General features: G+C 64.4%; 15 protein-coding genes, 2 tRNA genes and 2 riboswitches. Of the genes, 12 read left to right on the top strand and 5 right to left on the bottom strand.

Annotated elements, in window-relative coordinates:
- Positions 1-10 precede the first annotated feature (10 nt).
- Positions 11-87, bottom strand: a tRNA-Val gene (locus tag ABIB24_RS12500).
- Positions 88-289: 202 nt separating this feature from the next.
- Positions 290-366 (bottom strand) — tRNA-Val (locus tag ABIB24_RS12495).
- Positions 367-569: 203 nt separating this feature from the next.
- Between ABIB24_RS12495 and ABIB24_RS12490 the strand changes: the two genes are divergently transcribed.
- Positions 570-1,853, top strand: a complete 1,284-nt coding sequence (locus tag ABIB24_RS12490) for an NAD(P)/FAD-dependent oxidoreductase (RefSeq protein ID WP_025338521.1) — start codon at positions 570-572, stop codon at positions 1,851-1,853.
- Between the two features lie 111 nt (positions 1,854-1,964).
- Here the strand turns inward: ABIB24_RS12490 and ABIB24_RS12485 are convergent, their stop codons facing one another.
- The gene (locus ABIB24_RS12485) at positions 1,965-2,699 is read right to left on the bottom strand and encodes a peptidase C39 family protein (protein WP_137163523.1); all 735 of its coding nucleotides are present in this window, start codon (positions 2,697-2,699) and stop codon (positions 1,965-1,967) included.
- 165 nt (positions 2,700-2,864) lie between these two features.
- Here ABIB24_RS12485 and ABIB24_RS12480 point away from each other — a divergent pair, with 165 nt between their 5' ends.
- On the top strand, positions 2,865-3,041 hold the full coding sequence (locus tag ABIB24_RS12480) for a hypothetical protein (RefSeq protein ID WP_015269782.1): 177 nt from the start codon (positions 2,865-2,867) through the stop codon (positions 3,039-3,041).
- 132 nt (positions 3,042-3,173) lie between these two features.
- Here the strand turns inward: ABIB24_RS12480 and ABIB24_RS12475 are convergent, their stop codons facing one another.
- Both ABIB24_RS12475 and ABIB24_RS12470 read right to left on the bottom strand, forming a co-directional pair.
- The gene (locus tag ABIB24_RS12475; RefSeq protein WP_003260907.1) at positions 3,174-3,926 is read right to left on the bottom strand and encodes a TerC family protein; all 753 of its coding nucleotides are present in this window, start codon (positions 3,924-3,926) and stop codon (positions 3,174-3,176) included.
- Between the two features lie 29 nt (positions 3,927-3,955).
- Positions 3,956-4,195: a hypothetical protein gene (locus tag ABIB24_RS12470; RefSeq protein WP_025338519.1), complete on the bottom strand. Its 240-nt coding sequence runs from the start codon at positions 4,193-4,195 to the stop codon at positions 3,956-3,958.
- Between the two features lie 133 nt (positions 4,196-4,328).
- Here ABIB24_RS12470 and nhaR point away from each other — a divergent pair, with 133 nt between their 5' ends.
- The 10 genes from nhaR to ABIB24_RS12420 all read left to right on the top strand — a co-directional run bounded on the left by nhaR (position 4,329) and on the right by ABIB24_RS12420 (position 16,858).
- Positions 4,329-5,222 (top strand): transcriptional activator NhaR, encoded by an 894-nt coding sequence (gene nhaR, locus ABIB24_RS12465; protein ID WP_354316522.1) that lies wholly within the window; start codon positions 4,329-4,331, stop codon positions 5,220-5,222.
- Between the two features lie 35 nt (positions 5,223-5,257).
- Positions 5,258-5,465: riboswitch (cobalamin riboswitch) on the top strand.
- Positions 5,466-5,574: 109 nt separating this feature from the next.
- Complete coding sequence (locus ABIB24_RS12460) at positions 5,575-7,701, top strand: TonB-dependent receptor (protein ID WP_354316521.1); 2,127 nt, start codon at positions 5,575-5,577, stop codon at positions 7,699-7,701.
- Positions 7,702-7,904: 203 nt separating this feature from the next.
- Entirely contained in the window at positions 7,905-9,071 is a 1,167-nt protein-coding gene (locus ABIB24_RS12455) for an acetyltransferase domain-containing protein (RefSeq protein ID WP_354316519.1), read from the top strand.
- A 28-nt stretch (positions 9,072-9,099) separates the two neighbouring features.
- A riboswitch (cobalamin riboswitch) is annotated at positions 9,100-9,297 on the top strand.
- A 111-nt stretch (positions 9,298-9,408) separates the two neighbouring features.
- Positions 9,409-10,419 (top strand): ABC transporter substrate-binding protein, encoded by a 1,011-nt coding sequence (locus ABIB24_RS12450; protein ID WP_084785140.1) that lies wholly within the window; start codon positions 9,409-9,411, stop codon positions 10,417-10,419.
- Positions 10,419-11,435, top strand: a complete 1,017-nt coding sequence (locus ABIB24_RS12445; RefSeq protein ID WP_085619097.1) for a FecCD family ABC transporter permease — start codon at positions 10,419-10,421, stop codon at positions 11,433-11,435. Before ABIB24_RS12450 ends, ABIB24_RS12445 begins: the two co-directional genes overlap by 1 nt.
- Positions 11,432-12,220 (top strand): ABC transporter ATP-binding protein, encoded by a 789-nt coding sequence (locus tag ABIB24_RS12440; protein WP_354316516.1) that lies wholly within the window; start codon positions 11,432-11,434, stop codon positions 12,218-12,220. Before ABIB24_RS12445 ends, ABIB24_RS12440 begins: the two co-directional genes overlap by 4 nt.
- A gap of 16 nt (positions 12,221-12,236) precedes the next feature.
- Positions 12,237-13,577 carry an OprD family porin gene (locus ABIB24_RS12435; protein WP_354316514.1) on the top strand — a complete coding sequence of 447 codons (1,341 nt, stop codon included), beginning with the start codon at positions 12,237-12,239 and terminating at the stop codon, positions 13,575-13,577.
- Between the two features lie 111 nt (positions 13,578-13,688).
- Positions 13,689-14,168 carry a hypothetical protein gene (locus ABIB24_RS12430; RefSeq protein WP_085663195.1) on the top strand — a complete coding sequence of 160 codons (480 nt, stop codon included), beginning with the start codon at positions 13,689-13,691 and terminating at the stop codon, positions 14,166-14,168.
- 77 nt (positions 14,169-14,245) lie between these two features.
- The gene (locus ABIB24_RS12425) at positions 14,246-15,817 is read left to right on the top strand and encodes a sensor domain-containing diguanylate cyclase (protein ID WP_354316511.1); all 1,572 of its coding nucleotides are present in this window, start codon (positions 14,246-14,248) and stop codon (positions 15,815-15,817) included.
- Positions 15,818-16,081: 264 nt separating this feature from the next.
- Positions 16,082-16,858, top strand: coding sequence for a ParA family protein (locus ABIB24_RS12420; RefSeq protein WP_085692114.1), 777 nt, complete (start codon positions 16,082-16,084; stop codon positions 16,856-16,858).
- Positions 16,859-16,988: the final 130 nt, after the last annotated feature.

Here is a 16,988-nt window from a genome sequence, read left to right as displayed (position 1 = left end):
GACTTTTGTTTGGTAGGCACAATTGGACTCGAACCAACGACCCCCACCATGTCAAGGTGGTGCTCTAACCAACTGAGCTATGTGCCTGTCGTGTGGTGCGCATATTAGTGATCGAATGCGTACCTGTAAAGCGTTTTTTTGAGAAAAATCAAAAACTTTCGAGTTTTCTACACATGGGGCCGCCTTGCCGGAGCACGGCACTGGTCGGATGGGCTGCGCACCAGCCCCTGGCCGCATAAAATCACAATGAAAAAAGGGGTGACCCTTTCGGATCACCCCTTTTTCGATTTGGTAGGCACAATTGGACTCGAACCAACGACCCCCACCATGTCAAGGTGGTGCTCTAACCAACTGAGCTATGTGCCTGTCGTGTGGTGCGCATTCTACCCATTCCAAAAACCATGTCAATACTTTTTTTCGCGCTAACCTACTGAATCTTAAACTCTTTATAGAAAGGCGCGCTGACGGGGACCGAGTAAAGGATTTTCAACGGACGACTAGCGGGTGTTTATTATTATTGATAGCATCGGTACATTCGTTAAAAATATAAAACACGAGGTTCCTGCAGCATGGCTAACACCCCCTACCCCCAGTCCTACTACGCCGCCTCGGCCAACCCGGTGCCGCCACGTCCGGCGCTGCAGGGTGAGGTGGAAACCGATGTGTGCATCATCGGCGCCGGCTACACCGGCCTGTCCAGCGCCCTGTTCCTGCTGGAGAACGGCTTCAAGGTGAGCATCGTCGAAGCGGCCAAGGTCGGCTTCGGCGCATCGGGCCGCAACGGTGGCCAGATCGTCAACAGCTACAGCCGCGACATCGACGTCATCGAACGCACCGTCGGCCCCAAGCAGGCCCAGCTGCTGGGCCAGATGGCCTTCGAAGGCGGGCGCATCATTCGTGAACGCGTGGCCAAGTACAACATCCAGTGCGACCTGAAGGACGGTGGCGTGTTCGCTGCCCTCACCAGCAAGCAGATGGGCCACCTGGAGTCGCAAAAGCGCCTGTGGGAACGCTTCGGTCACAACCAGCTGGAGCTGATGGACCAGAAGCGCATCCGCGAAGTGGTCGCCTGCGACAACTATGTGGGCGGCATGCTGGACATGAGCGGCGGCCACATCCACCCGCTGAACCTGGCCCTGGGCGAAGCCGCCGCGGTCGAGTCGCTGGGCGGCATCATCTATGAACAAACCCCGGCCGTACGCATCGAGCGTGGCGCCAACCCGGTGGTGCATACCCCGCAGGGCAAGGTCCGCGCCAAGTTCATCATCGTCGCCGGCAACGCCTACCTGGGCAACCTGGTGCCGGAACTGGCCAGCAAATCCATGCCATGCGGCACCCAGGTGATCACCACCGAGCCGCTGGGCGACGAACTGGCGCGCACTCTGCTGCCACAGGACTACTGCGTCGAGGACTGCAACTACCTGCTCGACTACTACCGCCTGACCAGCGACAAGCGCCTGATCTTCGGTGGTGGCGTGGTGTACGGCGCGCGTGACCCGGCCAACATCGAGGCGATCATCCGTCCGAAGATGCTCAAGGCCTTCCCGCAGTTGCAGAACGTGAAGATCGACTACGCCTGGACCGGCAATTTCCTGCTGACCCTGTCGCGCCTGCCGCAGGTTGGCCGTATCGGCGACAACATCTACTACTCCCAGGGCTGCTCGGGTCACGGCGTGACCTACACCCACCTGGCGGGCAAGGTGCTGGCCGAGGCCATGCGTGGCCAGGCCGAGCGCTTCGACGCCTTCGCCGGCCTGCCGCACTACCCGTTCCCGGGTGGCCAGATGCTGCGTGTGCCGTTCAGCGCCATTGGTGCCTGGTACTACAGCCTGCGCGATCGCCTGGGCTTCTGATGTAGCCAGGGCTGGCCTCTTCGCGGGCACGCCCGCTCCCACAGGATTTGTGCTGGTTGCACGGCCCCTGTGGGAGCGGGCGTGCCCGCGAAAGGGCCGGTACAGACAAAGCTATTTGTTCAGGCTACTCACAGCCTGCTTCGCCGCAATCTCCTGCCCCGCCCGCGCCAGTTCATCCGCAGCCTGCAACCAGCGCTGGCGGTCCACCTGGGCCGGCAGTTGCCGCGGTGGCTGCACCAGCACCGCCCAACTCCCAAGCTTCGCCCACGCCGAGGCAAAGTCATCGAACGCCATCAGCTGCCGCCGGTGCATACCTGAACGCAACAGCACCCGCTGCTTGTAGCGGTCGTAGCCGATCAGCACGGCATAGCGTGGCTCGCTCCACCAGGCCGAACCATCCTCGTAACGCAGCAGCACCGGGTTGCCCGCCGCCACTTGGGTCAACAGTGCGTCCAGCTGCTTGTCCAGCGGATACACCACCATGCCGTAGTCGCGCGCCACCCGGGGGATGCTGGTGTCCAGCGCCTCGGCGCCCTGGGGCAGGTTCAGCGGCTTGTCCAGCAGCCCCGGCGTGATCGGAGCCCCCTGTTGCGACAGCACCGCCGCCAATGCCATGGCCCCGCTGTGGTTGGCGTTGCCACGGTAGAACGGCACGCTGCTGATCTCGACCCGCTGCGGCAGGCCCTTGAGGTTGGCGGAGGGTGTGCTGGCACAACCGGCCAGGCTGGCCGCTACCAGGCAGGCCGCCAGCAGCCGACGAGGGATGGTCTTGAAGGAAGGTTGCTGCATGGACACTCGCTTGCTCCAACGCCGGGCAGGCAGCGCCCGGCTCTGGCCACCGATCATAGGTCGGACAGCGGCGCGGGTATAGTCCGACACCGGTTAGGAGCAAATCGGACCAAGCAATAGACCTTTGGTCAATGGAACGTCACAGGCGAGAGACTAGACTAAAGCAGTGTCTGGAAGGCCAGCGTCGGCGACCGAGCGCGGCCCGTAGAGATGGAGGCACAGATGAGCCTGACCATGGCAATCCTCATGCTGGTGGGCATGTGGCTGAGCGTTGCAGCCGCCATGCTATGGGGTGTACTGCGTATCGTGCGGCGTCACTCCCACCACCACCTGCCACCGCAGGCCCCCGCCAAGCCACAGCCTGTGCGCCGGTCGCGGCGGCATGCCGGGGTGCACTGATTCAGAGCTTTCGGAGGCCCATTCGCGGGTGAACCCGCTCCCACAAGGCCCTCCACTGCCTTCAGAAGTGGCGGGGACCTGTGGGAGCGGGTTCACCCGCGAACGGGGCGCAAGCGCCCCGCATTTTTTACATCAACCTTCAGCCGCTTCGCGCTTCAACCGCGCCCGACGGGCCAGGATGTTGAGGATCTCGATCGCCGTCGAGAAGGCCATGGCTGCGTACACATAACCCTTCGGTACATGGGCGCCGAAACCTTCGGCGATCAGTGTCATGCCGATCATGATCAGGAAGCCCAGGGCCAGCATCACCACGGTCGGGTTGTCGTTGATGAAGTTGGCCAACGGGTCGGCGGCCACCATCATGACGATCACGGCAGTGATAACGGCAATGATCATGATCGGCAGGTGCTCGGTCATGCCCACCGCAGTGATGATGCTGTCGACCGAGAAGACGATGTCCAGCAACAGGATCTGGAAGATCGCCGCGGCAAAGCCCAGGGTAACCGTCGACGACACCTTGGCTTCTTCCTTGGCCCCGTGCGGGTCGACGTTCTCGTGGATTTCCTTGGTCGCCTTCCACAGCAGGAACAGGCCACCGGCAATCAGGATCACGTCCTTCCAGGAGAAGGCATTGCCGAACACTTCGAACACCGGGTCGGTCAGCTGGACGATCCAGGCCACCGTGCTGAGCAAGGCCAGGCGCATGACCAAGGCCATGCTGATACCGATACGGCGCGCCTTGGAGCGGTACTCCACCGGCAGCTTGTTGGTCAGGATGGAGATGAAGATCAGGTTGTCGATGCCCAGCACGACTTCCATGGCTACCAGCGTAGCCAGGGCAACCCAGGCGGTAGGGCTAGCGACGAGTTCCAGCAAGTATTCCATTGTTCAAATCCTGCAGCAGCGGTTGGGGGTCAGATTTCCTGGGTGTCTTCTTTCTTGTCGGCGTCCTTGGGCTTGTGCCCTTCGCTGCCGATGGCCTCGCTCAACGCCTGCTGTGCGGCCTTGTTGGTGTCGTCGATGGCCTGCTTGGCCGACTGTGCGGCCTGGTCGAGCATCTGCTGGGCGGATTTCTCGGCCTGCTCGCAACCGGCCAGGGTGAACAGGGCCAAGGCCAGCACCAGCGGCGTGCCGATGGATTTGAGTTGCAGCATGGGTTCCTCGCTTTTCATGTCCCGGCGGCGCACACAGCGCCTGATGGGGTCGTATTCTAAAGAGTGCAACACATCCGGAAAATTCGTATTTTCAGCGGTTATACTTCGGTTTTTACGAATCCGGAACATACCGATGCTCAACTATCGGCAGTTGCACTACTTCTGGGCCGTGGCCAAGACCGGCAGCATTGCCCGCGCCAGCGAACAGTTGAACCTGACCTCGCAAACCATCAGCGGGCAGATCAGCCTGTTCGAACAGACCTACGGCCTGGAGTTGTTCCAGCGCGTGGGGCGCCAACTGGAACTGACCGAAACAGGGCGCCAGACGCTGATCTATGCCGAGCAGATGTTCCAGCTGGGTAACGAGCTGGAGGCCATGCTGCGGGCCGGCCCGCAGGAGCAGATCCTGTTCCGCGTGGGCGTGGCGGACGTGGTGCCCAAGTCCATCGTCTACCGCCTGCTGGCACCGACCATGGAGCTGGACGACGTGCTGCGTATCAACTGCCGCGAAGACAAGCTCGAACGGCTGCTGGCCGACCTGGCGATCCAACGCCTGGACCTGGTGATTTCCGACAGCCCCATGCCCAGCCACCTGGACATCAAGGGTTATAGCCAGAAACTGGGCGAGTGCGGGTTGAGCTTCTTCGCCACCCCGGCGCTGGCACAATGCCTGGAAGGCCCCTTCCCCGCCTGCCTGCAGGATGCGCCATTGCTTATCCCCGGGCAGGAAACCGTGGTACGCAGCCGCCTGCTGCGCTGGCTGGGTGAGCAGCAGGTGCAGCCACGGATCGTGGGCGAGTTCGATGACAGTGCCTTGATGCAGGCGTTCGGGCAGTCGGGCAGCGGCATCTTCGTCGCGCCCAGCGTGATCGCCGAGGAAGTGTGCCGCCAGTACGGCGTGGAGCTGATCGGGCAGACCGAAGCGGTGCACGAGTCGTTCTATGCCATTTCGGTGGAGCGCAAGGTCAAGCACCCGGGGATCGTGGCGATTACCGAGGGGGCGCGACGAGAGTTGTTTCATTGGTAGCAGGCAGATTTGACGCCTCCCGCATTTCAATGGTCATATGCCCGCCAGTTTCAGGTGCCCTGCGCCGCCGCGCGCAGGGTGAAACGGGAAGCCGGTGCGTCGTGTTGCCCACGACAAGTCCGGCGCTGCCCCCGCAACGGTAAGCGAGCGAACCCTTCGAGATACCACTGTGCACATGCATGGGAAGGTGAAGGTTTCATGCCCCTCGCAAGCCCGGAGACCGGCCTGGAGCTTCACTTGGCAACCCGCGGTGGGCGGGCGCAGGCCGGTATCCGCGCGCGCGCCTGCGTGCACGGTGCGCCTTTGCGTGTTTTCCACCGGGATCCATTCATTCCTGCAGTAGTGGAACGACATGTCCCGTATCTTCAAGCTTCACCCCCTGGCGGCCTGCCTGGCCGTATCCCTGCCGGCCCTGGCCGATGACCTCGACCGACAGCCACTGGCCCTGCCCTCCACGGCCATCACCGACACCCAAGGCAGCCACGCCATCGACCTGGCCACCCCGACCCAGGCGGGCTCGCGCCTGGGCCTCAGCGCCCTGGAGACACCGGCCAGCACCAGCAGCATCAGCGCCGAGCAGATCCAGCAGCGCAACAACCTCACCGTGCAGGACGCGGTAACCCGCTCACCGGGCATCAGCTACATCGGCTCCCCGGGCGACGGCGGCACGGGCCTGTCCGCCCGCGGCTTTACCGGGCACAACTCGGTGATGACCCTGTTCGACGGCGCACGCCTGTACACCGGTGCCGGCACCCAGACGTTCCCGGTCGACCCGTGGATGGTCGAGCGCATCGATGTGATTCGCGGCCCGGCTTCGGTGCTGTATGGCGAAGGGGCCACCGGTGCAGTGATCAACGTTATCCCGAAAAAGCCGTTTGCCGGCGAGGTACGCAACCACCTGCGCCTGGGCTACGGTTCGTGGGACCGCCAGCAGCTCGGCCTGGACAGCGGCGGCAGCCTCGGCGAGCGCCTGAGCTACCGCCTGGCCCTGAACCAGCAAACCGGTAACGGCTGGGTCGACCGCACCCCGTCACGCAGCCTGGCGCTGAGCGCCGCGCTGCGCTTCGATGCCAGCGACGACCTCAGCTTCACCCTCGCCCACGACCGCGGCGATGCGCAGCCTGCCAACTACTACGGCACCCCGCTGATCGACGGCCACTACCGCAGCAGCCTGCGCAAGAAGAACTACAACGTGCAGGACGATGTGCAGCACTACGTCGATGAATGGACCCGCCTGAACACCGACTGGACGTTGAGCGACCACCTCAGCGCCAGCAACCAGCTGTACTACATCAAGAGCCGCCGTCACTGGCGTAATGCCGAGGAGTACAGCTGGGATGCCGGGCGCCAGCAGCTGCTGCGCGGCAGCTACCTGCAGATCAAGCACAACCAGGAACAGTTCGGCGATCGCCAGGCCTTCACCCTCGACCACACGCTGTTCGGCCTGGCCAGCAAGACCGTGGTCGGCGCCGAGTACAACAAGGTCCGCTTCAATGTCGACAGCAACGCGCCCTACAACGATGTGGGCGGTGACTACGTCGACCCTTGGCAGCCGCAACCGGGTTGGTTCCACAGCGCCTCGCCGCTGCGCCCGCAAACGCTGTCTACCACCCACACCTTTGCCCTGTTCGCCGAAAACCGCCTGCAGTTGAGCGATCGCCTGTCCCTGGTCACCGGCGTGCGCCGCGACCAGAACCACATCGTCCAGGAGAAACTGACCACCGACAGCCGCAGCGACCGCAGCCTGCAAGGGGGCAACTGGCGTGCCGGGCTGGTGTTTGCGGTCAGCGACGACCTGTCGCTGTATGGCCAGTACTCCACCAGCGAGGACGGGGTCGACAACCTCATCAGCCTCAGCGCGAACCAGATGCACTACGACCTGACCGAAGCCAGGCAGACCGAGGTGGGCCTGAAGCAGCGCTTCTGGGACGGGCGTGGCGAATGGACATTGGCGGCCTACCACATCGTCAAGAAAAAGCTGCTGGTGGATGACCCTATCACCCACGAGAAGCAGCAGGCTGGCCAGCAGACGTCCGACGGCCTGGAGGCAACCCTGGAACTGGCGCTGGCGCACCAATGGCAGGTGTCGGCCAACGCGGCGATCGTGCGCGCCAGGTATGACGACTTCGACGAAATGGTCGGCGGCGTGGCGCAGGACCGTGCGGGCAATCGCCCGGCCAATGTCCCGCGGCGTACCGCCAACCTGTGGCTGAGCAAAGGCTTCGGCCAGCGGCTGGAGGCCGGCATTGGCGCGCGCTATGTGGACGAACGATATGCCAATACCGCCAACACCCAGAGCGCCCCCGGCTACACCGTGGTCGATGCCGACATCGGCTGGCAGGTGTTGCCGGATGTGCGGCTGGGGTTGCAGTTGAACAACCTGTTCGACCGTGAGTATGTGCAGTCGGCGTTCAGTGGCCAGCAGTGGCTGATGGGGATGCCACGGTCGTACTTTGCGACGGTGGATTACAGCTTCTGACCTGAACTGCCTGCACCGGCCTCTTCGCGGGTAAACCCGCTCCCACAGGGATATCACAGAATTCGAATACGGTGACGTACCTGTGGGAGCGGGTTTACCCGCGAAGAGGCCGGCACAGGTAGCACAAAAACATCTACCGCCCCGTCATCTTTTAGTTATAAGATAACGTTTCAGTTGACATCCATTCCTATCAGCGACCTCCCATGACAAGCGCCAGTGCCACCCCCACCCTGCTCACCCAGCGCCTGCAGAGCATCGACGCCCTGCGCGGCCTGGTAATCCTGTTCATGCTCCTGGACCACGTTCGTGAAACCTTCTTTCTGCACCGCCAGGTCAGTGACCCGATGGCCATCGATACCACCGAGCCCACGCTGTTCTTCAGCCGCACCCTGGCCCACCTGTGCGCGCCGGTGTTCGTCATGCTGACCGGCCTGTCGGCCTGGCTGTACGGCGAAAAACACCAGGGCCGCGGCGATGTCTCGGCGTTCCTGTTCAAGCGCGGGCTGTTCCTGGTGGTGCTGGAATTCACCCTGGTCAACTTCGCCTGGACCTTCCAGCTGCCGCCCAGCGTCATCTACCTGCAGGTGATCTGGGCCATCGGCGTGAGCATGATCGCCCTGTCGCTGCTGGTCTGGCTGCCACGTGCCGCCCTGATCGCCCTGGGCGCAATCATCATCGCTGGCCACAATCTGCTCGATGGCCTGCACTTCGGCGCCGAATCCGCCCTGCATGTGCCATGGGCGATCCTGCATGACCGGGGTTGGCTGGAGCTTTCCGAAAACCTGCGCCTGCGCACCTCCTACCCGGTGCTGCCGTGGATCGGTGTCATCGCCCTGGGCTACGGCCTGGGCCCGTGGTTCGCCCGTGGCAGCGAGGCCGGCCAACGCCAGCATCGCCTGCTGCTGGCCGGGTTGATCGCGCTGCTGGGCTTTGTCGTGTTGCGGCTGGTAAACGGCTACGGCGAGGCGCCGTGGAGCGCTTACCCGACCGTCACGCAAACCCTGATGAGCTTCTTCAACATCACCAAGTACCCGCCGTCGCTGCTGTTCCTGGCCCTGACCCTGGGCTGTGGCCTGCTGTTGCTGCGCGCCTTCGAACGCGCCGGCCAGGCCCGCTGGATCAGTGCCCTGGCGGTGTTCGGCGCGGCACCGATGTTCTTCTACCTGCTGCACCTGTATGTGCTAAAGCTGCTGTACCTGGCCAGCGTGGCGCTGTTCGGCCGCAACCATGGCGACTACTTCGGCTTCGACGGCATCGCCGCGGTGTGGCTGGGGGCAGTGCTGCTGGCGGTTTCGCTGTACCTGCCGGTGCGCTGGTTCGCCCGCCTGAAGGCGCGGCGGCGCGACATCACCTGGCTGAAGTACTTCTGAAAAGCGTTTTCACCCGGCGGCACGATGGTCTACCATGCCGGCCGCCGGTTTCCACCACGGAATCAATAGGGAATCCCAGGCCCGCCAAATCGGGCCAAACGGAACTGCCCCCGCAACTGTAGGTGCCGAGCCTGCTCTATCGATGCCACTGGGCCACGAACCCGGGAAGGCCGGAGCCAGGCCATGACGCACCAGTCAGGAGACCTGCCGGCCTACATTCACCAACCGGCGGGGTGTCCGGGATTGGCCATCAGTGTTGCCCCTGCCGCCAGCGGGGGCTCGGCGATGCCTGTCCGTGCGTTCCTCACCCGAACTGTCCGATAGGAGATCGCCCAGCATGCTGCCCCGTTTTGCCACCCTGCTCGCCGGCCTCGGCCTCACCGGCCTGGCCCAGGCTGCTGCCACCCATTACCCGCTGACGGTCGACAACTGCGGCAAGCCGCAAACCTTCGCCCAGGCGCCGCAACGCACGGTCACCATTGGCCAGGCCGGTACCGAGATGCTCTACGCGCTGGGGCTGGGCGACAAACTGGCGGCCACCTCGCTGTGGTTCAACAACGTGCTGCCCGAGTACCAGGTGCAGAACGCCAAGGTGCCGCGCCTGGCCGACAACGAACCCAGCTTCGAGGCGGTAGTGGGCAAGCGCCCGCAACTGGTGACGGTGCAGTTCGAATGGATGGTCGGTGCCCAGGGCGTGGTCGGCACCCGCGAGCAGTTCGATGAACTGGGCATCCCCACCTACCTGCTGCCGTCGGACTGCGAAGGCAAGGACAACCTGGTGGGCGCCGATGGCACCCGCCTGCAGGCGTTCCAGGTCGACACTATCTACAAGAGCGTCAGCCAGTTGGCGGCAATCTTCGATGTGCAGGACCGTGGCACGGCCCTGAATGCCGAACTCAGAGGCCGCCTGGACAGTGCCAAGGCACAACTGGCCGACAAGGACCTGTCCGCCACCTCGGCGCTGTTCTGGTTCTCCAGCGCCGACCTGCACATCGACCCTTACGTGGCGGGCCGCCAGGGGGTCGCCGACTTCATGCTGCGCACCCTCGGCGTGCGCAACGTGGTCGAGTCGAGTGAAGAATGGCCGACCGTAGGCTGGGAAACCCTGGCGAAGGCCAACCCCACCTGGCTGATCATTGCCCGCATGGACCGCCGCCGCTACCCCGCCGACGACTACCAGAAGAAGCTGGCATTCCTGCGTAGCGACCCGGTAACGCGCAACATGGACGCGGTGAAGCACGATCGCATCATCATCCTCGACGCCGACGCCATGCAGGCCGGCATTCGCTTGTTCAGCGGCCTGCAGACACTGGCCACCGCCTTCGCCAGCGGCAAAGCAGCCCAGTGATGATGCGCCTGTTACCCTGCATCGCCGTTGCCCTGGCCGCCCTGTTGGCGGCCCTGCTGGCCGGCACCGCCATCGGCGAAACCAACCTGTCGCCCGGCGTGGTCGGCCAGGTGCTGGCCAACCACCTGTGGCAGGCCGGCTACCCGGTCGACCCGATCGACGCCGGCATTGTCTGGAACTACCGCCTGCCCCGCACCCTGGTTGCTGCGGCCTGCGGCGCCGGCCTGGCCACCTGCGGCGTGATCCTCCAGGCACTGTTGCGCAACCCGTTGGCCGAGCCTTACCTGCTGGGGCTGTCTGCCGGCGCCTCGACCGGGGCGGTGCTGGTGGGCCTGCTGGGCTTCGGCAGCCTGGCGCTGAGCATGTCCGGCGGTGCCTTCATCGGCGCCCTGGCAGCGTTCGCCCTGGTACTGTTGCTGGCCCGGGCAGCCGGCCCCAGCAGCAACAACGCCCAGGTGATCCTTGCCGGGATCGCCGGCTCGCAACTGTTCAACGCCCTTACCGCCTTCCTCATCACCATGTCGGCCACCGCCGAACAGGCACGCGGCATCCTGTTCTGGCTGCTGGGCAACCTCAGTGGCGTACGTTGGCCTTCGGTGTGGCTGGCCGTGCCAGTTGTACTGTTCGGGCTGTTGGTGTGCCTGTGGCATCGCCGTGCCTTGGATGCCTTCACCTTCGGTGCCGACTCGGCGGCGTCGCTGGGCATCCCGGTGCGGCGTACCCAGTTGCTGCTGATCAGCTGCGCGGCGCTGGTGACCGCCGTGATGGTGTCCATCGTCGGCGCCATCGGTTTTGTCGGGCTGGTGATCCCCCATGCCCTGCGCCTGCTGCTCGGCCCCGGGCACAGCCGCCTGCTGCCCGCCAGTGCACTGGGCGGGGCACTGTTCCTGATTGCCGCCGACATCCTGTCGCGCACCTTGATCCCGGGCCAGGTGATCCCCGTTGGCGTGGTCACCGCGCTGCTCGGCGCACCGGTCTTCGCGCTGATCCTGGTCAGCCGCCGGGGGCGCCCATGACGGTCATGACGGCGCTACAGCTGGCCCCCTTGAGTTGCCAGAACCTGGGGCTGCAACTGGCCGGCAACACCGTGCTCAGCGATATCGAACTGAGCGTTGTCGCCGGTGAAACCCTGGGCATCGTCGGCCCCAACGGTTCCGGCAAATCCTCGCTGCTGAAGGTGCTGGCCGGGCTGCGCAAGCCAGGCAGCGGCAGCGTGCAACTGCTGGGCGAACTGCTGGCACGGTTGCCCCGACGCCGTGTCGCCCAGGCCTTGGCGCTGGTCGAACAGCAGGCCGACACCCTCGATGCGATCAGCGTGTTCGATGCCGTTGCCCTGGGCCGCACCCCCTGGCTGTCGGCGCTGGCACCGTTCTCCGGGGAAGACCGCGCGATCGTCGAGCAGGCCCTGGCCGACCTCGACGCCCTGCACCTGCGCACCCGCCTGTGGGGGTCGCTGTCCGGTGGCGAGCGCCAGCGCGTGCACATTGCCCGTGCCCTGGCACAGCGGCCGCAGGTGCTGCTGCTGGACGAGCCGACCAACCACCTGGATATCCAGCACCAGCTGAGCCTGTTGCAACAGGTGCAGGCCCTGCCGGTGACCACCCTGGTGGCCCTGCACGACCTCAACCAGGCGCTCACCTGCGACCGCGTCGCGGTGCTCGACAAGGGCCGCCTGGTCGCCCTCGGCAAACCGCTCGAGGTGCTTACACCCGAGTGCCTGCTGAACACCTTCGGCGTGCACGCCCATTACCTCATCGACCCCTTCGACGGCGCGCGCATCCTGCGTTTTCGCGCCCCCTGAACAGGAAGTTCTGCCCATGCCGCGCCCTGCCGTTTTGCTGCTCGCCAGCGCCCTGCTCGCGCCCCCTGCGCTGGCCGACTCCGCCCAGTCGCAAAGCAACGGCTTTGTCGAGGATGGCCGCTGGAGCCTGCTCAACCGCAGCGTATTCGACCAGCGCGACTACAAGCATGGCGGGCGCAACAGTGCCGGGCGCAACGCCTACAAGCGGCGCGATGAACGTAGCGGCAAGGCCGAGGAATGGGCCTATGGCCTGATGGGCACCTTCCGGTCCGGTTTCACCCAGGGGCTGATTGGTGTCGGGGTCGACGCCCACGCCTACCTGGGCGTGCAACTCGACAGCGGCGGGGGGCGTGTGGGCAAGGCACGCTTGCTCGGGGTGGATAACGAGGGGCACCCGAAGAACGAATACAGCCGTGCCGGCGCGGCACTGAAACTGCGCATGTCCGATACGGTGCTGTCCTACGGTGAGCAACGGGTCAAGACCCCGGTGTTCAGTTCCTCCGACAGCCGCCTGCTACCCGAGACCGCGACCGGGTTCTTCCTTGAGAGCACCGAGTTCGAGCACCTCAGGCTGGTGGCCGGGCACTTCAACGAAAACGCCGACCGCAATGCTTCCAGCCACGACCAGGGCTTCGTGGTGAACTACTCCAATGGCCGCCAGGGCAACAGCTTCGATTTGGCCGGCGTGGTGTGGAACCCCGGCGCCGCCTTCAGCGGCAGCCTGTACACCTCACGCTACCAGGACAGCTGGAACCAGCATTACCTGGGAAGCACCCTCAGCCATGCCCTGGACGAGCGACGCAGCCTCACCCTCGACCTCAACCTGTACCGCACCACCGATACCGGCAAAGCGCTGTCCGGGCACATCGACAACACCACCTGGAGCCTGGTCTCGCGTTACGACCACGGGCCGCACGGTTTCAGCCTGGGCTGGCAGCAGGTGGACGGCAACACGCCATTCGACTACGTGACGCGAGGGGCGATCTTCATTGCCAACGCGGTGCAGATGTCGGACTTCAACGCACCGAACGAGAAGTCGTGGCAGGCGCGCTATGACCTGAACATGGGCGCCTACGGCGTGCCGGGGTTGAACCTGACGGCGTTGTACGTGCGCGGGTTCGATATCGACGGCAGCCATGTCGACCCTGCGGGCGGGTATGCGTACCTGGGGTATGGCAAGGGGGGCAAGCATTGGGAGCGCGACCTGGAGGCACGGTATGTGGTGCAGAGCGGCAAGGCCAAGGGCACCGCGTTTTCGCTGCGGCATAACGTGCATCGGGGCAATACGGCGCAGGCGGAGCTGGATGGGGACCAGATACGGTTGGCGGTGGAATGGCCGTTGGGGGGTGGGTTCTGATGTTTCGCGTGACCTGAAAAATTCTGGGGCCGCTGTGCGGCCCCCAAAATCCATCAGGCAACCACAACTGCCGTATAATCGGCAGCACTCACTGCCCAACCAGGCCACGCCATGCCTCGCCTCCAGAAGTTGCTGCTGCCCCTGCTGCTGACCGCAGCCCTCACCGCCTGCGACCAGAAACCCTCCCGTGAAGAACAGATCCTGGCCCAGCTGCCGCTGCAGGATGCCTACACGCACAACATCGAACGCATGGCCGCGCTGCTCGGCCGCACGCACCCGCAGCTGCCGCAAGCGACCATCCAGGGCGTGCTGCGCAAGCACCTGACCGTCGAGGACCAGCGCCAGGACCTGTTCCGCCTGTACAGCGAAAAGAACTTCAGCGATGCCGAGTTCGCCACCATCGTCGAGGCCACTCAGGACCCGGCCAAGGCCCGCGCCCTGGAAGACACCGAGGCCGGCAAGCGCCTGAGCGAAAAGCTCACCGCCCTGATGCGCGAATCGGCCCGCGACGCGAAAGTGCAGGCCCTGGCCGAGCAGCGCATGCAGCAGGTTGAAGACGAGCTGGACGCGCTGGAAAAGGCAGGCTCCTGAACGCGGTTCCCCACTGCGCTCATAAGGCGTAAGTTTGTTCCCATTTCGTAGCTGTTTTCGATCACCCGAGGTCAGGATTGCCACACGCCAAGCACGGACTGCGCCCGGATCTACGCACACTCATTCTGGTGCTTTGCGCCCTTACCGCCGTGGTCATGCTGTGCGCCAGCTACTTCGCCAGCTACCGGGTGCAACGCCAACTGCTGATCGACCATGCCCTGGAAGCCAACCGGGTGTATGCGATGAAGCTGGCAAGCATCACCGAGACCTTTATCGACAACGCCTTGCAGCAGCTGTCGTTCAGTGCTGGCGTGCAAGGCCGCCAGCTGGGTGACGCCGTCGCCCTGCAGGCGGAGACCGAGCGTGTCCTGAGCCAGAGCATGGCCTTCAATTCCACCTTCGTAATCGATGCCAACGGGGTGCTGCTGGCGATTTCCCCCGCCCCCTTGCGGCACCTGGTCGGCAGCCACATGCATTCGCCCGGTGTCCAGGAGGCGCTGCAGGCGCGCCGCCCATTGGTGTCGACGCCCTACATATCGGCGGCCAACAACCTGGTGGTGGCGCTGTCGCAACCCATTTTCGACAGCAATGGCCGCTACCTGGGGTATGTCGGCGGCAGCCTGTACCTGCGTGAACGCAACATCCTCAACAGCCTGCTGGGCGAGCATTTCTACAAGGATGGTTCCTACCTGTACGTGGTCGACCGCAACCGCCGGCTGCTGTACCACCCCGACAGCCAGCGCGTGGGGACGGTGGTTGAAGGCAATGAATTGATCGATCAGCTGGCGAGCCTGGGCAATGGTACCCGGCAACTGACCAACAGCCTCGGCGTGGAAATGCTCGCCGGATACGCCACCGTGCCCAGCGCCGGTTGGGGCGTGGTGGCGCAGCAGCCGCTGACCCAGACAGTGACGCCGCTTAGCCACCTGATCCTCAACGTGGTCGGCACCTCCGCACCGTTGGCGCTGGTGGGCAGCGTGCTGCTGTGGTGGCTGGCCATGACCATCGCCCGGCCGCTGTGGCAGCTGGCCGCCGGCGCCCGCTCGATGGACTGGGCCGGCACTGCCGAACGCCTGCATCGGGTACCGGCCTGGTATTTCGAGGCGGCCGAGTTGAAGCGCGCGCTGCTGTTCGGGCTGAACCTGCTGCATGAACGCATCGGCCGACTCAACCGCGACGCCCAGACCGACCCGCTGACCGGCCTGGGCAACCGCCGCAGCCTGGAGTTCAACCTGTCGTTGCTGGAAGCCGAAGGCCGGGCGTTTGCGGCCATCGTGCTGGATGTCGACCATTTCAAGCGGGTAAACGACTGCCACGGGCACGAGGTGGGTGATCAGGTGTTGCGCCGGTTGGCGGAGCTGATGCGCCGCTGCTGCCGCGAGGGTGACCTGCTGTGCCGCACCGGCGGCGAGGAGTTCCTGATGCTGCTGCCGGGGGCTAGCCTGGACGTTGCGGCAGTGGTGGCCGAGCGGCTGCGGGTGACGGTGCAGGATACGCCAGTGGAGCCGGTGGGGGCGGTGACGGTGTCGCTGGGGGTGGCGCATTGGGATGGCCAGACCGAGAGCGAACCGGGGGATGCGTTGAGCGAGGCTGACCGGGCGCTGTACCGGGCCAAGCAGGAGGGGCGCAATCGGGTGGTTGTTGCCTGAACGCCCTTGCTTGCCTGTTCCGGCCTCTTCGCGGGTAAACCCGCTCCCACAGGTACCCCGCAGCCCTCAAGGGCGGTGCATAACCTGTGGGAGCGGGTTCACCCGCGAAAGGGCCGGAACAGACACTACACAGCTCAAGGCAAACCGATTGCCACATGACGGAATGAACTTGGCAGGCTGTAACATTCCTTGTCATAAAACTGTCTTGTTCCAGTCATAGGATTGACCCCAACCTGACATTTTCACTTCATGGATGAGCGTCTAATGCGTCGTGTGGTTTTCAATCAGAAAGGTGGCGTCGGAAAGTCCAGCATCGCCTGCAACCTTGCCGCCGCCAGTGCCGCCGAAGGCTACCGGACCTTGCTGGTCGACCTCGACCCGCAGGCCAATGCCACCTACTACCTGACCGGCCTGGTCAATGACGCCATTCCTTCCGGCATCGCCGATTTCTTCCGCCAGACCTTGTCGCCAGTCACCGCTGCCGGCAAGAAGCACCGGGTGGCGATCACCGAAACCCGCTACAGAAACCTGCACCTGGTGACCGCCAGCCCCGACCTCAGCGACCTGCAAGGCAAGCTGGAGAGCAAGTTCAAGATCAACAAGCTGCGCAAGCTGCTGGTGGAACTGGGCGAGGACTACGAGCGGATCTACATCGACACCCCGCCGGCGCTCAACTTCTATACCTTCAGCGCGCTGGTGGCGGCCGAGCGGCTGTTGATCCCGTTCGACTGCGACAGCTTTTCGCGCCAGGCCCTGCACTGCGTCATGGCCGAGGTCGAAGAACTGCGCCAGGACCACAACCCGGCGTTGCAGGTGGAAGGTGTGGTGGTCAACCAGTTCGCCGGGCGCACCGCGCTGCACCAGACCCTGGTCGAGCAATTGCGCGGTGAAGGCATGCCGGTGCTGCCGGTGTACCTGAGCAGTTCGATCAAGATGCGTGAATCGCACCAGGCCTCGGTGCCGCTGGTGCACCTGGCACCGCGGCATAAACTGGCGCTGGAGTTTGTTGATTTGCTGGATGTACTGGAGCGTGCGGCCTGACAGAACCCTGGGGGCGCTTTGCGCCCCTTTCGCGACACAAGGCCGCTCCTACAAGGCATCGCGTCAAATTGCAGCCCCAAAATATCAAGCCCGAAGCACTACCCGACCGTTCATCCGGATGGTAGATTCG

Source organism: Pseudomonas sp. UYEF17 (assembly GCF_040546125.1).
Lineage (GTDB): Bacteria > Pseudomonadota > Gammaproteobacteria > Pseudomonadales > Pseudomonadaceae > Aquipseudomonas > Aquipseudomonas putida_Z.
This window is presented reverse-complemented; position numbering and strand designations above follow the sequence as displayed.

What these genes read in the sequence shown, in the direction of transcription:
- ABIB24_RS12490 (WP_025338521.1), top strand. Translation starts at nt 570, where the DNA reads ATGGCTAACACCCCCTACCCCCAGTCCTACTACGCCGCCTCGGCCAAC.
- ABIB24_RS12485 (WP_137163523.1), bottom strand. Translation starts at nt 2,699, where the DNA reads ATGATCGGTGGCCAGAGCCGGGCGCTGCCTGCCCGGCGTTGGAGCAAG.
- ABIB24_RS12480 (WP_015269782.1), top strand. Translation starts at nt 2,865, where the DNA reads ATGAGCCTGACCATGGCAATCCTCATGCTGGTGGGCATGTGGCTGAGC.
- ABIB24_RS12475 (WP_003260907.1), bottom strand. Translation starts at nt 3,926, where the DNA reads ATGGAATACTTGCTGGAACTCGTCGCTAGCCCTACCGCCTGGGTTGCC.
- ABIB24_RS12470 (WP_025338519.1), bottom strand. Translation starts at nt 4,195, where the DNA reads ATGCTGCAACTCAAATCCATCGGCACGCCGCTGGTGCTGGCCTTGGCC.
- nhaR (WP_354316522.1), top strand. Translation starts at nt 4,329, where the DNA reads ATGCTCAACTATCGGCAGTTGCACTACTTCTGGGCCGTGGCCAAGACC.
- ABIB24_RS12460 (WP_354316521.1), top strand. Translation starts at nt 5,575, where the DNA reads ATGTCCCGTATCTTCAAGCTTCACCCCCTGGCGGCCTGCCTGGCCGTA.
- ABIB24_RS12455 (WP_354316519.1), top strand. Translation starts at nt 7,905, where the DNA reads ATGACAAGCGCCAGTGCCACCCCCACCCTGCTCACCCAGCGCCTGCAG.
- ABIB24_RS12450 (WP_084785140.1), top strand. Translation starts at nt 9,409, where the DNA reads ATGCTGCCCCGTTTTGCCACCCTGCTCGCCGGCCTCGGCCTCACCGGC.
- ABIB24_RS12445 (WP_085619097.1), top strand. Translation starts at nt 10,419, where the DNA reads ATGATGCGCCTGTTACCCTGCATCGCCGTTGCCCTGGCCGCCCTGTTG.
- ABIB24_RS12440 (WP_354316516.1), top strand. Translation starts at nt 11,432, where the DNA reads ATGACGGTCATGACGGCGCTACAGCTGGCCCCCTTGAGTTGCCAGAAC.
- ABIB24_RS12435 (WP_354316514.1), top strand. Translation starts at nt 12,237, where the DNA reads ATGCCGCGCCCTGCCGTTTTGCTGCTCGCCAGCGCCCTGCTCGCGCCC.
- ABIB24_RS12430 (WP_085663195.1), top strand. Translation starts at nt 13,689, where the DNA reads ATGCCTCGCCTCCAGAAGTTGCTGCTGCCCCTGCTGCTGACCGCAGCC.
- ABIB24_RS12420 (WP_085692114.1), top strand. Translation starts at nt 16,082, where the DNA reads ATGCGTCGTGTGGTTTTCAATCAGAAAGGTGGCGTCGGAAAGTCCAGC.